At 64.8% G+C, this 13,625-nt stretch carries 14 protein-coding genes; 9 read left to right on the top strand and 5 right to left on the bottom strand.

What is annotated here, in order from left to right; all coding sequences use genetic code 11:
- Positions 1 to 2: 2 nt before the first annotated feature.
- Positions 3 to 1,259 (bottom strand): GGDEF domain-containing protein, encoded by a 1,257-nt coding sequence (locus tag K9F62_19120; protein ID UJX40775.1) that lies wholly within the window; start codon positions 1,257 to 1,259, stop codon positions 3 to 5.
- Between the two features lie 257 nt (positions 1,260 to 1,516).
- Here K9F62_19120 and K9F62_19115 point away from each other — a divergent pair, with 257 nt between their 5' ends.
- The 7 genes from K9F62_19115 to K9F62_19085 all read left to right on the top strand — a co-directional run bounded on the left by K9F62_19115 (position 1,517) and on the right by K9F62_19085 (position 6,693).
- Positions 1,517 to 3,076, top strand: coding sequence for a glycosyltransferase family 9 protein (locus K9F62_19115; protein ID UJX40774.1), 1,560 nt, complete (start codon positions 1,517 to 1,519; stop codon positions 3,074 to 3,076).
- Positions 3,077 to 3,159: 83 nt separating this feature from the next.
- Complete coding sequence (locus K9F62_19110) at positions 3,160 to 3,765, top strand: hypothetical protein (protein UJX40773.1); 606 nt, start codon at positions 3,160 to 3,162, stop codon at positions 3,763 to 3,765.
- Positions 3,766 to 3,769: 4 nt separating this feature from the next.
- Positions 3,770 to 4,120, top strand: coding sequence for a hypothetical protein (locus K9F62_19105; protein ID UJX40772.1), 351 nt, complete (start codon positions 3,770 to 3,772; stop codon positions 4,118 to 4,120).
- A gap of 207 nt (positions 4,121 to 4,327) precedes the next feature.
- The gene (locus K9F62_19100) at positions 4,328 to 4,717 is read left to right on the top strand and encodes a hypothetical protein (protein UJX40771.1); all 390 of its coding nucleotides are present in this window, start codon (positions 4,328 to 4,330) and stop codon (positions 4,715 to 4,717) included.
- A gap of 41 nt (positions 4,718 to 4,758) precedes the next feature.
- Entirely contained in the window at positions 4,759 to 5,322 is a 564-nt protein-coding gene (locus K9F62_19095; protein ID UJX40770.1) for a hypothetical protein, read from the top strand.
- A gap of 331 nt (positions 5,323 to 5,653) precedes the next feature.
- Positions 5,654 to 6,457 (top strand): glutaminyl-peptide cyclotransferase, encoded by an 804-nt coding sequence (locus K9F62_19090; protein ID UJX40769.1) that lies wholly within the window; start codon positions 5,654 to 5,656, stop codon positions 6,455 to 6,457.
- On the top strand, positions 6,454 to 6,693 hold the full coding sequence (locus tag K9F62_19085; protein ID UJX40768.1) for a hypothetical protein: 240 nt from the start codon (positions 6,454 to 6,456) through the stop codon (positions 6,691 to 6,693). Before K9F62_19090 ends, K9F62_19085 begins: the two co-directional genes overlap by 4 nt.
- Positions 6,694 to 6,881: 188 nt before the next feature.
- Here K9F62_19085 and lgt read toward each other — a convergent pair whose 3' ends face one another.
- The 3 genes from lgt to panB form a co-directional block, all read right to left on the bottom strand.
- Complete coding sequence (gene lgt / locus K9F62_19080) at positions 6,882 to 7,682, bottom strand: prolipoprotein diacylglyceryl transferase (protein ID UJX43252.1); 801 nt, start codon at positions 7,680 to 7,682, stop codon at positions 6,882 to 6,884.
- A 68-nt stretch (positions 7,683 to 7,750) separates the two neighbouring features.
- Positions 7,751 to 9,094 (bottom strand): tetratricopeptide repeat protein, encoded by a 1,344-nt coding sequence (locus tag K9F62_19075; protein UJX40767.1) that lies wholly within the window; start codon positions 9,092 to 9,094, stop codon positions 7,751 to 7,753.
- 34 nt (positions 9,095 to 9,128) lie between these two features.
- A complete protein-coding gene (panB, locus tag K9F62_19070) occupies positions 9,129 to 10,028 on the bottom strand; it encodes a 3-methyl-2-oxobutanoate hydroxymethyltransferase (protein ID UJX40766.1) in 900 nt (299 codons plus the stop codon).
- A 57-nt stretch (positions 10,029 to 10,085) separates the two neighbouring features.
- Between panB and K9F62_19065 the strand changes: the two genes are divergently transcribed.
- On the top strand, positions 10,086 to 10,676 hold the full coding sequence (locus K9F62_19065) for a tRNA methyltransferase (protein ID UJX40765.1): 591 nt from the start codon (positions 10,086 to 10,088) through the stop codon (positions 10,674 to 10,676).
- Positions 10,677 to 11,196: 520 nt separating this feature from the next.
- Here K9F62_19065 and K9F62_19060 read toward each other — a convergent pair.
- On the bottom strand, positions 11,197 to 12,867 hold the full coding sequence (locus K9F62_19060) for a glycosyltransferase (GenBank protein UJX40764.1): 1,671 nt from the start codon (positions 12,865 to 12,867) through the stop codon (positions 11,197 to 11,199).
- Between the two features lie 108 nt (positions 12,868 to 12,975).
- Between K9F62_19060 and K9F62_19055 the strand changes: the two genes are divergently transcribed.
- Positions 12,976 to 13,614, top strand: coding sequence for an L-threonylcarbamoyladenylate synthase (locus K9F62_19055; protein ID UJX40763.1), 639 nt, complete (start codon positions 12,976 to 12,978; stop codon positions 13,612 to 13,614).
- Positions 13,615 to 13,625: the final 11 nt, after the last annotated feature.

Here is a 13,625-nt window from a genome sequence, read left to right as displayed (position 1 = left end):
GATCATTCCGTTTTTTTGGTGTTGGTGGCAGCACGCTTGTCCGCGTACATGGCCGCGTCTGCCTGGCGCACGAGGTCGTCGATGGTAAGCCCCGGGGTGAAAAGGGCCACGCCGATGGAGACCGAAAGGCCGGGTACTCCGGAGAGCCCCCGGTCCCGGGCCACCTGGGCCACGCAGGCCCGCAGGCGTTTGGCCATGATGGCCGCTTCCTGCGGTCCGGCGTCCGGCATGAGCACCACGAATTCGTCGCCGCCAAGTCTGGCCAGCAGGTCGTAGGCTCGCACCCGGCCGGCCATGCCCCGGGCCACGTCGCGCAGCACCGCGTCGCCGGTTTCGTGGCCGTGGAGGTCGTTGACCGCCTTGAAGCGGTCGAGATCGCAAAAAAGGAGCGCCGCCGGCGAGCTCTTGCGTTCGGCCAGACTGAGGAGCGCCGGGGCGTTGCGGCGCAGGGAGGCCCGGTTGGGAATGCCGGTCAGTTCGTCGATGTCGCGCTGGCGCGTGAGTTCCTCGTGGATCTTGACGTGCAACAGATCGCCGGCCAAAACTTCGCAGAAATGCTCCAGGAAATCGGTGCCTTTTTCGGGCGTGTACCGGTCGGGGGCCGCATCGGCCAGGGAGAGCGCGCCGATGACGCGGCCGCAATGGTATTTGTCATGGAGCGCCGCGATGAAGCACGAGCCGGCAAGCAGTTCCGGGCAGGCGTCCAAATCGGCCGGGGCGAAGAAAAAGTCCGGCCGGACGAGATCCTTGACCGCGCCCACATGGATGCGCCTGTCCCGGGAAGCCTCGGGCAGGCAGGCCAGCGCCTCGCCAAGGGCCTGCCGGGACGGGCAGGGATAGCCCGGGGGCACGTAGGTCTCGAAGTCTTCGCCGACCAACAGGCAGGAAAGCGCCCGCACACCCATGACCCGGCCGAGTTCGGCCACGACCTCCGGCAGGTCGGCCAGCCGGCGCAACTGCCGGGACAGGGTCAGGGCGGCGCGGAAAGTGGAAAACGCCTGGTCGTTGACGCGGAAGATGTCCTGGAGCAGCCCCATATGGGCTTCCATGCGGCGCAGCCGTTCCCGCAGCCGGTCCCTTTCCTGCCCGACCTGGCCAAGGGCGGCGGCCAGGTCGGCTTTTTCCCGATCAAGGGCCAGCCGGGAGGCGGCGAGGGCCTCCATCAGGCAGCGCAAATCCTCTTGCTTGCCTTCCGGAAGAAAACGCTGCAACTCCAGGATGCCGGAGGTGGGGTCGTCGTCTGCGAGCGAATTGTTCATAGGCTAGGGCCGCAGCGGCCGGTAATCACCTTGATGGTGCCCGGAATACCATCTTCGCGAGGGGCCAACAAGCCGTGTGAGGACCCGGAAATCACCATTTTCAAAGACGGTTTTCATGAAAGGTATGACTATCACATCCTTACCTGGAAAAAGGTTGGGAAGGAGCGCGCGCGAGAGGTTGGAACCGGTATTACGGGATTTCCCTGCGTGCATGGCTTCTGCATACCGCTAGCCTATTGCCATATCGTGGAGCTATTATGAGGATTTTGTTGCTGAATCTGACGCGTTTCGGCGATTTGCTTCAATCCCAGCCCGCCCTGGGCGAGCTGGCTGGCCAGGGCCACGAGATCGGGGTGGCCTGCCTGGAAAATTTTGCCGGGGCGGCGGCGCTGTTGCCCGAGGCCCGGGCGATCCTGCCCCTGCCCGGGGGGCGCCTGCTGGCGGGGTTAAGTGGGGACTGGCACGAGTCCCTGGCCGCCGTGGCCGACTTCACCGACCGGGTGGTCCGGGAGTTCGCTCCCGAGGTGGTCGTCAACCTGACCCCGGCCCTGGCCGCGCGGTTGCTCGCCAGACGGCTTTGCGGCGACGCCGTGCGGGGATTTGACCTCGATCCCCTGGGCTATCGCCACGAATCCTCGCCCTGGGCCACCTTTCTGGAAGCATCTTCGGCCAGCCGGGGCGTGAGTCCTTTCAATGTCGTGGACCTGTTCCGCAAGGCCGCCGGAGTGGGCATCGGTCCGGGCCGGTTTGCCCTGGCCCGGCCGCCGCAGGAAGCCCTGGACGCGGCCGGGCAGCGGCTGGCCGGGGCCGCGCCGGAGCAAGCGGCTTTTTTCGTGGGCTTCCAGCTCGGGGCCAGCGCGAGCGCCCGGCAGTGGCCCGTGGCCGCTTTCGCCGGGGTGGGAGACCGCTTGTGGGAGCGCTTTCGGGCCGTGCCGGTCCTGCTCGGCGCGCCCGGGGAACGCGAACTCGGGGTACGCTACGGGGAACTTGCCGGCAGTCCCTTCGTGAACCTGATCGGGGGCACCGACCTGCCGACCCTGGCCGCCGTCGTTTGCCGCCTCCGGCTGCTCGTTTCCAACGACACCGGCACGTTGCATCTGGCCGCCGGTCTGGATGTGCCGTCGGTGGCCATTTTCCTGGCCACGGCCCAGCCCTTCGACACCGGACCCTACCGGGAAGGCTGTCTGTGTCTGGAACCCGACATGCCCTGCCATCCCTGCCCGTTCGGCCGGCCCTGCCCGAACGCCAACGCCTGCCTGACGGCCATCGGCCCGCAAACCGTCTTTGAGGCCACGGCCGCCTTTCTGGAGCAGGGGACTTTTCCGGCCGGGGCCTATCCCGGGGCCAGGGCCTGGCTGTCGGCCCTCGATGCCCGGGGATTCATGGACTTGCGTTCCCTGTCCGGCCATGACGCCGAACCCCGGGCGGTGTGGTTGCGACTGTTGCGGCGGGTGCTGCGCCAATTCCTTGACGAAGAGGCGTTTGCCGGGCCGGGAACGGAGCCGGCGTTTTTTTCCCTGCCCGAGGCCCGGCGCGAGGCGGTGCTGCCATTGCTTGGGCAATCCGCCGACCTGCTGCGGCTGCTGGAAGGACAGGCCGGGCTGTCGGCCAGAAACCAGGCCATGAAGTCCCGCTTTCTGGCCGGCTGGGACCGCTTAAGCGGCCTGTGGACGGCATCGCCGGAGCTTGGCGTGCTCGGGCGGCTGTGGATGCAGGAGGCCCAGCAGGCCCCGCCGGACCTGCCCGGGCTTCTGGCCCGCATCCGGCGTTACGGCGACTGTATCGCGGCCATGGCCGCCTGCCTCGGCAGCGCCTGATCCCTTTGGCATGGTTGTTGTAAGAGATGGGGCGGGAATGGAAATCCTTTCCCTCAGACAACAACTCCAGAGGGAGGCACGACATGATAAGCGTTGATGGCCGGACGACCAGCATGGAGATCAAAGAGTTCCACAACCTCGAGGAAATTCTGCTCCAGATCATGGATGGCGGCGAACTGGAAGGGCGCATCGTCACGGACGTTATCGTCAACAATGAAAGCTTTTCCGAAATTTATCCCCATCAGGCCGAGGACATCGAAGCCGAGGAGATCACCTCGGTCGAGGTCAAGAGCGTGCCCGTTGTCAGCATGGCCCTGGATATCGCCACCGAGCTCGACAAGGTGGTGGTGCTCATGGACCGCGGCGCCCGGCGCGTGGCCGACCTGTTCCGCCAGGCCGAGGATGCCGAGGCCCTGGAGGTCTATCAGGACCTGATGGATGTCACCCGCGATTTTCTCAACATGATCGGGGTGTTGCGCGGCGAGTCCCTGGCCAAGGGCTCCGGTTCGTTCGAAGCGTCCGCCGACGAGATTTCCAACCTGTTCTCCGAGATGGTGGAAGTGCTCGAGAACGAGGACTGGATTTTGCTCGCCGACCTGCTCGAATACGAATTCATCCCGGCCATGACCCGCTGGAAGGCCGTCATCGCCGAATTGCAGGAGAACTTTCGAGGGCTCCGCGAGGAATAACGCCATGTCCGACAAGCTTGAATATCTCGAAGCGGCATTGGTTGCCGGCGAACGCGAGCTGCATTGCCTTCTTGCCGGCGAGATCGAGGAGGCGGAGGTGCTGGCCAAGGATCGCGGCCAGTTGCTGGAAATGGCTTGGCGTTCCACCGACCCGGATGGAATTGCCCAGCTTCGGGACAAGCTGCTGAAGCTCAAGAACCTGCAAGGCCAGCTGACCGTCGAAGCCAGGCGTCTGCACGCCGAACTCCAGACCGACCTCCAACGGGCCAAGCAGGAAAATCAGCGCCTTTCCGGCTACCGCACCAGCGTGCGTCCCAATCCGGCCGTACGGCGCTATCTGGACAAGGCTGGTTGATCGTGCCCCCTCTGGCACTTTTGGAGCCGGGCCTTCGGGTCCGGCTTTTTTTTTGCGCGTGAGGGGTCAGAACTTTGACAGAACAGTTGTCCTTCTTTTGAATATGCCGGAATAATTTAATAAAATTATTGGCAAGCTCCTTGCTAGAGCAATGGAAAGCGGGGAATGCCCGGCCACTTCGGCCGGGCGCGCGCAAAGGAGGACGGCATGCTTTCACTTTTCGGCGGCGACAAAAAGAGCCGTGGGGGGCGTCACGAGGAACTCAAGAAGGGCGCGCGGCTCAAGAATGCCAAGGAGATGTTTTTCTCCGGCAAGTTTCCCGTGGTGACCACGCCGGGCCTGGAAGGCCGCAAGGTCCGCAAGGTGCTCGGGCTCGTCAGCGGCCGCGGCTTCGACTCCGAGTGCGCCTTTTACGGCCTGACCGCCAGCGCCATCGACATCGGCGCCGACGCCATCATCGGCTACCAGGAGAACGTGGCCTTCCATCCCGACGGTTCGCGCTATTTCTCCTGCTACGGCACGGCCGTCATCCTGGAGCGGGAACAGCCCGTCGCGTCCGCGCGCAAGTCGATCGGCGTCAAGTCCCTGATGCATTGATTCCCGGTCGCGGCGACCGGGGAAAGACAAGGAGGAGCGCCATGAAGCGCCACGTCATAACCCTTGCCGCCTGTGTCCTGCTGCTTGGGGCCGGGACCGCCCCGGCCCGGGAATATACCCAGGGCACCACCTATGTTGAACCCCGTGGCGGCATCTACGGAACCACCAATCCCAACGTCAACACGGTCGGCACCTACGGCGGCGCGGCCGGCCACTACGTCATGGACGGCGTGGCCCTGGAGGCCGAGGGCCTGGGCTATGCGGTGGACCAGCAGAAGAAGACCCGGACCGTGCTGGGCGAAGCCACCACGAACGAAACCACCAACGCCACGAGCGTGGCGGCCATGGCCCGCTGGGACTTCATGCGCTCGAACAAGGGAACGCTGTTCGTCGGCGCCGGCGGCGGCGGTGTTTTTTCCGACAAGCCACTGCCCTACAACGGCGACACGCAAAACGGCATGGGCCAGGCCGACCTCGGCGGCTCCGTGGCGCTCGGCAAGGATGTGAGCCTCAAGGCGGCCGGCCGCTTCCAGCACATGGGATCGTTTTCGGGCAATGGGCTCGACAGCCTGGGAGGCAATGTCGGCCTCAAGATCAGTTTCTAGGCGATCCGGCGTCCTTGTCCGGATTGTCCGGCTTGCGCGGGGGGTTGGGGCGCGAACCGCACCCCGTGTCGATGCCTCACCCCCGTATGCCGAGCTTGGGGAAGACGACCCGGACGATCAGGAACCAGACAACCATGACGCCGATGAAAAGCAGGGTATCGTTCATGGGGTGAACTATGTCTGGAATTTTTCGCCATGTAAAGCCCTTTGTGTCGCCCGGGCCATTCTTGCCAGCCCCGACAGGGGATGCTAACTTCCTTGCATGACAAGAAAAGACAGTAATTACCGCAAACGTCATCCGGTTGCGGTCCCATCCCGTCGGACGGCAAAAATGCCGACCGCGATCCGCGTGGCGCTCCTGTTGCTTTGGGCCGTGCTGTCGGCCGGTCCGGCCCTGGCAGGCGCGCCGGTTTTCCCCGCCCGGATCGTGGCGACCGTGCCCCACGACCCGGGCGCGTTTACCCAGGGGCTGCTCTTTCACGGCGGCGCGCTTTACGAAAGCACCGGGCTCTACGGCCAGTCGTCCCTGCGGCGGGTGGATCCGGCCACGGGCAGGGTGCTGTCCCGACGCGCCTTGTCCGCGCCCTATTTCGGCGAGGGATTGGCCCTTGTCGGCGACCATCTGTACCAGCTGACATGGCGGGAGGGGCGGGTGTTCGTGTCCCGGCTGTCCGATCTCGCGCCCGTGCGCGAGCTGCCGCTGGCCACCGAAGGCTGGGGGGCCTGTCGGCTTGGCAATGATCTGGTTGTCAGCGACGGGTCGGACAAGCTCTTTTTTTACGCCCCCGAAACCATGGCCTTGCGCCGGACCGTGTCCGTGACCGACGACGGCGAGCCCGTGACGCGTTTAAACGAGCTGGAAGCCATTGGCGGCATGGTGTGGGCCAATGTCTGGGGTGATACGCGCATCGCGGTCATCGACCCGGCTTCGGGCAGGGTGATGGCCTGGGTGGATTGCGCCGCCCTGGTCGCCGGCGTAACCAAGACCAGCTCCGACGACGTCCTCAATGGCATAGCCTGCGATCCGGCCACGGGGCGGATTTGGGTGACGGGCAAGAATTGGCCCAAAATATTTGAAATCAAGGTCCCGGGGCTGCCGTTCGGACAACCCGGCGGGACCGAGCGACAACCATGAAGCAGAAGTGCCGGATGTGCCGGTTTTGGAAAGGGCCCATTCCCCCCGAACACCGTTATTGTCCCCCCGAGGAGATGACTTCCGGAGACTGGGGCTATTGCAAACGCCACGCACCCGCGCCGGCCAGCGTGCCGGTGGAGCAGGCCAGGGGCAAAACCTACGTGGCCGTCTGGCCGGAAACCCAGGGCGACGACCTGTGCGGCGAATTCGTGCTCATCCCGTTGAACAGGGAATGAAGATAAGAAAGTGAAGAAGGTGCGAGAGGGGAAACCCTTTTGCAAAGGGTTCTCCCCTCTCGCGCTCTCCCCTTCCTAAACTTTTTTACTGTATCGATCCGTTATCGATAACAAGCTGTTATTGATAAAAGTCTTTGGAAGGGGGGGCTGGGGGGAGAACCTTTCTTCAGAAAGGTTTCCCCCCAGTTTCATTTTTCAACGCTCTTTTGCGGCACGTGGCGCAGCCAGAGCAGCCAGATGCCGCAGGCAATGACCGGGATGCTGAGGATTTGGCCCATGGTCATCCAGCCGAAGGCCAGGTAGCCGAGCTGCGGGTCGGGCACCCGCACGAATTCCACGGCAAAGCGGAAGATGCCGTACCACAGGCAGAAGGCGCCGGAGACAGCGCCGGTCTTGCGTTTTTTGGCCGAGTAGAACCACACGATGCAAAAAAGCGCCAGCCCTTCCAGGCTTGCCTCGTAGAGTTGCGAGGGATGGCGCGGCAGGTCTCCGGCCCGGGGGTCGGGAAAGACCATGCCCCAGGGCAGGTCCGTGACCTTGCCCCACAGCTCGCCGTTGATGAAATTGCCGATGCGTCCGGCCAGGATGCCGAGCGGGATCAGCGGCGCGGTGAAATCGGCCACGCCCCAGAATCCCTTGCCGCTTTTTTTGCCCAGAAACCAGATGACCACGGCCATGCCCAGAAAGCCGCCGTGGAAGGACATGCCCCCTTCCCAGACCTTGAACAGGTTCAGGGGGTTGGCCAGGAAATCGGGCAGGTCGTAGAAAAGCTCGTAGCCCACCCGGCCGCCGATGACCACACCGAGCACCGAATAGGTGATCAGGTCGTCGACCATGATCCCCGTCCAGCCCGAATCGGGCTGCTTGGCCCGGTAGCGGCCGAGCAGCCAGGCGGCGCAAAAGCCGATGAGATACATGAGCCCGTACCAGCGGACGCTTAAGGGTCCAAGCTGCAGGGCAACGGGGTCGAAGTGGGGATAGGCGAGCATGGCGAAAGGTGCCTTGGCGGGAAAGCCGGTTGCGGTGCGGGGGATGGAGCGCCTGCCCGGGGGCGGCGTCAAATTGCGGAGCCGATTTCCTGGAGCAGCGTTTGGGCCTTGGCGTAATTCGGATTGATGCCCAGGGCCTTTTTCAGATAGCCGACCGCCTGGTCCTTCTTGCCGTAGCGCCGGTAGACCGTGGCGATATTGTAGCAGATCGCTTCGTTGGTGCGCCACAGGTCGGCATTGAGCGAAAGCGCCCGATCCAGGTGCTGGTAGGCCTCGATGTATTGCTTGCCTTCGGTGAAGGCCATGGAAATGTTGTAGTAAAGGCCGGCATCTTCCGGAGAAATCTTGAGCGCCCGGCGGTACTCGGCGATGGCCTCCTGCCATTTGCCCTGGCGTCGCAGCATGAGCCCGAGGCGGTTGAACGTCTCGATGTCCGAGCGGTCGAGCATGTTCTTGCGCGTGTTGAGCGTCTGGCGCAGATACTGCTCGGAGAGTTCCGGCGCGGCGTCCATGCAACGTGCGGCGATGAGCTGCGTGACGCGGCTTAACCCGTCCAGGGCTTCCTTGGTGGCGATGCGCACGGCCTGGTCGAAGGCGGCCTTGGCCTTGTCGGTGTCGCCGAGCTTCACGTAACCCGCGCCGATGTCCACCTTGCGGTCGACATTGAGCGGCGAGAGCTTGTCCAGGCGTTCCAGGAATTTGAGTTCCTCGGCCGTGTTGCCTTCCGCGTGGTGCAGGGCGGCGATTTTCTTGAGCGGGTCCAGGAACAGGCGGGCGCCTTTTTCCGCCTGGGTATAGGCCCGAAGCGCCTCGTCGCGCTTGCCCATTTCGCGCAACGCGTCGCCCATGAGCAGCAGCCCCGACGGGCTGTTGGCCTTTATTTCCAGGACCTGCTTGGCGATCTTGGCCGCTTCCAGGGGATTGCCCATCTCCAGGCTTTGTCGTCCCTGATCCATGAGCTCGCCGAGCTGGCCGCGCGGTTTGACCGTGAAGGCGATCTTTTCCACCAGGGTGTCCGGGGAAATGGGCTTGGTGATGATGTTGTCCGCGCCAAGTTCGTGGAGCAAGACCAGCTTGTCCCGTTCCACTTCCGTGGTCAGGACGACGACATAAATATCGTTGTTGTAGTCCGTCTTGATGTAGCGGATAAGGTCCGCCATGTTGCGACCGTTGAGTTCCCGCTCGATAAAAAGCAGAACCTTGTTGCTTTTTGAACGGAGGAGCTTGACCTCCCGGTGGAGCCCCTCAACAGTCGAGGCGTTGTAGACGCATTCCTGCTTAATGCTGAGATGACGCAGAAGCGTGCCGCGAAGATTTTTATTGAAGAGTGCATCGTTGCTGACGATAAGGAAAACGCCATTGAATAAAAGGACGAATTCCCTGACGTCATCATCGAACTGATTGTTTTTCATGTACAGCTCATGGAAAAAAGTCCGCGCGAGGCGATCACGGGTTGCTTGCGGGTTGCTTTGGATCGCTTTGGTCCGTGGTTTCCTCGGACGCAGCGGCGGCAATCATGGAAAGGAAGGCGTCATGCGCCTCCGGAGCCATGGAAAAAACATGCTCCGGTCCCGGAAAAGTCCCCTTGGTAACCGCTTGGGCGTACTGCGTCAACGCACCCACGGCTGACTTCCCTAACTCGGCATATTGCTTGACGAATTTTGGATGTATTCGGTCGTAGAGGCCCAGGACGTCATGAAAGACCAACACCTGGCCGTCACAGTCCGGCCCGGCCCCGATGCCGATGGTCGGCACGGGCAGGGTCTTGGTCACGGCGGCGGCCACCGGCGCGGGAATGCACTCCAACACAACGCCGAAACAACCGGCCTCGGCCAGGGCCATGGCGTCGGCAAACAGTTCGGCGGCGTCCTTGGCCGTCTTCGACTGCACCTTGAAACCGCCAAGCGCCGCCACATGCTGCGGCGTGAGCCCCACATGCCCGAGCACCGGAATGCCGGCGGCCACCATGGCCCGCACCTGCGGCGTCACCTCGCGCCCGCCCTCGAGTTTGACCGCCCCGGCGCGCCCCTCCTTGAGGAAACGCCCGGCATTGGTCACGGCCTCGGACACCGAAGCCTGATAGGACATAAAGGGCATGTCGGCGATGACCAGCGCCTTTTGCGCGCCGCGCGACACGGCCCGCACATGGTGGAGCATCTCCTCCATGGTCACGGATAAGGTGTCTTCGTGGCCGAGCACCACCATGGCCAGCGAATCGCCGACCAGAAGAAGATCGATGCCGGCGGCCTCGGCCAGCCGGGCGGCGGCATAGTCATACGCGGTCAACATCGGCAGCTTGCGCACGCCCTTGGCGGCGACAACAGCCGGAGCAGTCATCCTGGTCATAGCAGCAAAAGCCTCCGTTCTTGCGCCGGGGCGATCTTTAGCCTAAGTGGCACGGCCATGCGAACCTGCATCACCGAACGCCGGGCCGAACGCATCAGGGACGTTCTGGCCAGACGGCAGACCGACCTGACCCTGGTCATAAACAACATCCACGATCCGCACAACGTGTCGGCCATATTACGAAGCTGCGACGCCTTCGGCATCCATCGCGTGCATCTGCTCTATACCGATACGGCCTTCCCGGCGCTGGGGAAAAAATCGTCCGGATCAGCCAAGAAATGGGTGGAGACCATACGCCATCCCGACGCAGCCTCCCTGGCCTCCTCCCTCAAAGGCCAAGGATTCGTCCTGGTGGCCACCAGTTTTTCCGAAACGGCCCGGCCGCTACAGGAATGGGATCTGACAGGCAAGGTCGCCATCATCCTCGGCAACGAGCACCGGGGCGTGGACGAAGAACTCGCCCCCTACGTGGACGGAGCGCTTTATATCCCCATGCAGGGCATGGTGCAAAGCCTCAATGTCTCCGTGGCCGCCGCCGTCATCCTCTACGAGGGTTTTCGCCAACGCCACGCCGCCGGCTGCTACGACGCGCCCTGTCTGCCGCCCGACGAATTCGACCGTCTCGCCGCCGTCTGGGAACAGAAGTAGGGCGGATGGACGGGCTGGGGCTCCGCCCCAGGCCCCGCCGGGCGCTGCCCGGACCCGCCGGGAGGCCACGGGCCCCCCGGACCCCCCGTTCGGGGGCTTTGGCTGGGCGGGGGAGGGGATCGCTGGCGGTAAGGCGGAGTGTGGAGAAGATGGAGGCGGAATTTGTCGGGACGGTGCATGTCGCTTCGCGACAAGCTCGTCCCAAGCAAATTCCGCCTCCACCACGCCAGTCGCCCCTTCGGGGCGACAAGTTTAAAGGAAGCTTTCCTCTTTTTTCTTGAATGCGGCGCTTCGCCGCTGGCGCGGTTGTTGCCGCAATCGTGTCCGGCGTCGAGGCGCGGAGCGCCTCGTGTCGCCGGGCCGATTGCGGCAACTAACATACGACCTCCCGCCGCCCGACGACACGCAAAGCAACACCAACCCAACCCGGTAAAAGGGGGTCCGGGGGACATCAAGTCCCCCGGCGGGGTCCAGGGGCGGAGCCCCTGTCTCTCAAGCCTCGCCTCGCCTAGGCTCAAGCTCAGCCTGATGCCAACGCCGCGTCCTTTTCGGCCAGATCCCGCGTCAACCCCTGCAAATTCTCGCGACACAGGCGGTCGGCGTCGGGGTCGGACACGGTGTATTCGAGTTTGATCTTGTTGCCGACGATATGGGCGACCTGGGCCTGCGTCTTGGCCAGGGCGAGGCTGGAGCCTTGTTTGTGGCCGACGCGGACGGCCCCGGCGTAGCGCGCGGGATGGTTGGCCAGGAAGCAGCGGATATCGCGGTCGAGGTCGTCGAACTGGGTGGGGTTGTAGCGGATATCGAAGCCGCCCACGGCGTCGAGGGCGCGGCGGGGGAGCAGGTGGCAGCAGCCGGATACGGACAGGCAGGGCCGGGTGTAGGCGAAGAGGCTTATGTCGGGCGCTCCCCGGCAGGGCTCGCACACGAACAGGCGTTCCCTGGTTTCGGGCAGGCTTTGCGCACCCATTTCCGGGGGAAAGAGGTTGAAGTCGGCGGACTGGTGGTCGTTTGGCGCGTCCGTATCCACGATGGCGCAGCCGATAGCCCCGGCGTCGGGGAATTCGCGGGCTTTTTCGAGGAGTCGTGGCAGCCAGTCCGGCTCGGGGAAGGCGTCGTCGTCGAGGAAGGCCACGTTGCGGCAGGCGGCGACTTCGGGCAGGGCGAGCAGCCAGTTGCGGGCTCCGGGCGCGCCGATATTGACCGGCAGGCGCACGGAGACGAAGCGGCCTTCGGGGAAAAGGGGGGCCACGGCGGCCAGGACCTCGGGGGTATGGTCGTTCGAGCCGTTGTCCAGCACGGCCACGAGGCTGCCGCCGAGGTCGGTCGTGGCCAGGTGCGTCAGGCATTCGCGGAAGAGTTCCGCCTTGTTCATGGAATAAAGGCACACGGCCGCTTCGTTCGGTTCCGGGGCGGGCGGCGTGGTGCGGGGAAGGCTGAGTTCGTAGGCCCGAAGCGTCAGGTTGACGTGCTGGGGCAGGCGGCTTCGCGCGGCCAGACAGGCGCCATGCGCCTTGTCGCGTTCGCCGAGGCGCGAAAAGCAGTGCGAGGCGGCCACGGCTGCGTAAAGCCCCCAGGTCTCGCGGTCAAGGGCCCAAAGGTGCGGCAAGGCGTCCTCGGGCGGCCGGCGCAGGCAGGCCAGCTCGGTGGCGAGCCGGGCGAAAAGCGCGGGCGGCAGGTTCGGGGCGAAGCCGGCGAGCAGGGACGTGGCCGCGTCGGCGTCGGGCAGGCGGCACAGGGTGGCGAAGGCCGGGGCCAGGCGGGAAAGGGCCTGAGCCTTGTCCCTGGCCGCCAGTTCCAGGTAGCGGATGATAAGCGCCGTGTCGCCGCCGGCGCGCAGTTCCTCGAAGCGGATGTCGTCCGGTGGCGAGGCCGTGGCGGCGCGCGTCAGGCGCAGCAGGGCGACTGTCCTTGGCGGCAGAAAGGGGTGCGCGTCCTGGAGCGATTCCAGAAAGGCGGCGGTTGCAGCGTCGAAGGGGTTTTCCTGAAAGGCCCAGGCGAGCATGCCCTGGGCGGCGGCCAGGCAATCGGGATTTGGCTGGCCGGCCAGGATGCGGCACAGTGACAGGCGCAGTTCCGGCTGCTGCGAGGTGAGAACCCAGACGGGCATGGCCTGGCAGATGCCGGCCGGAAATCCCGGGCTGGGGGTCGGCAACGACGGCAGGTCCCAATCGTGAAAATCGGTCGACATGGCGGTTCTTTTCCCCTGGCGGCAATGGTGCTAGCTTTTTTAGGGAAGTACGGAACCGGGGGATAAATGTCCATTCCAGCATCGGATGAGACGAAGGGGGCGGGCGGCATGCCCCGCCTGGATATTGCGGCGGCGGCGCGTGGGCTTATGGCCGGGGGCTGCCTGGTCTATCCGACCGAGACGTTTTTCGCGCTTGGCGCGCTGGCCACCGAGGCGTCGGCGCTGGCGCGCATCGTGGCAATAAAGGCCCGACCGGCGACCAAGCCCCTGCCGCTTTTGGTGGGGGAGATGGGTCAGTTCGCGGCCATCTTGCCGGCGGGGTTCGCATCCGGTCCCCTGGCGGCGGATTTCGACGATCTGGCCCGCCGGTTCTGGCCGGGGCCACTGTCGCTGGTGGTGCCGTGCCGGGAGGAACTGCCGGCGCTGGTCAAGGACGCCGCGGGCCGGGTGTCGGTGCGGTTCACGCCGCATCCCACGGCGGCGGCGCTGTGTCGTCTGGCCGGCGGGGCGGTGGTCGCCACCAGCGCCAACGTGAGCGGCAACCCGCCGGCGGCTTCTCCCGAGGCCCTCGATGCGGCGGTGGTGGCGGCGGCGGATGGCGTCGTTACCGAAGGGCCGGCTCCCGGGGGCGGGGTGGCCTCGACCGTGGCCGGGCTTTTGGGCGGCCGACGACTGCGCATTTTTCGGGAAGGCGCGACGCCGCTTGGTGCGCTTCGGGCGGCGGGTTTTATCCTCGTGGGGGAATGATGCGCGCGGGC

Source organism: Desulfovibrio sp. JY, assembly GCA_021730285.1.
Classification (GTDB): domain Bacteria; phylum Desulfobacterota; class Desulfovibrionia; order Desulfovibrionales; family Desulfovibrionaceae; genus Solidesulfovibrio.
The sequence above is the reverse complement of the archived record's forward strand: the minus strand, read 5'-3'. Positions and strand labels throughout refer to the sequence as shown.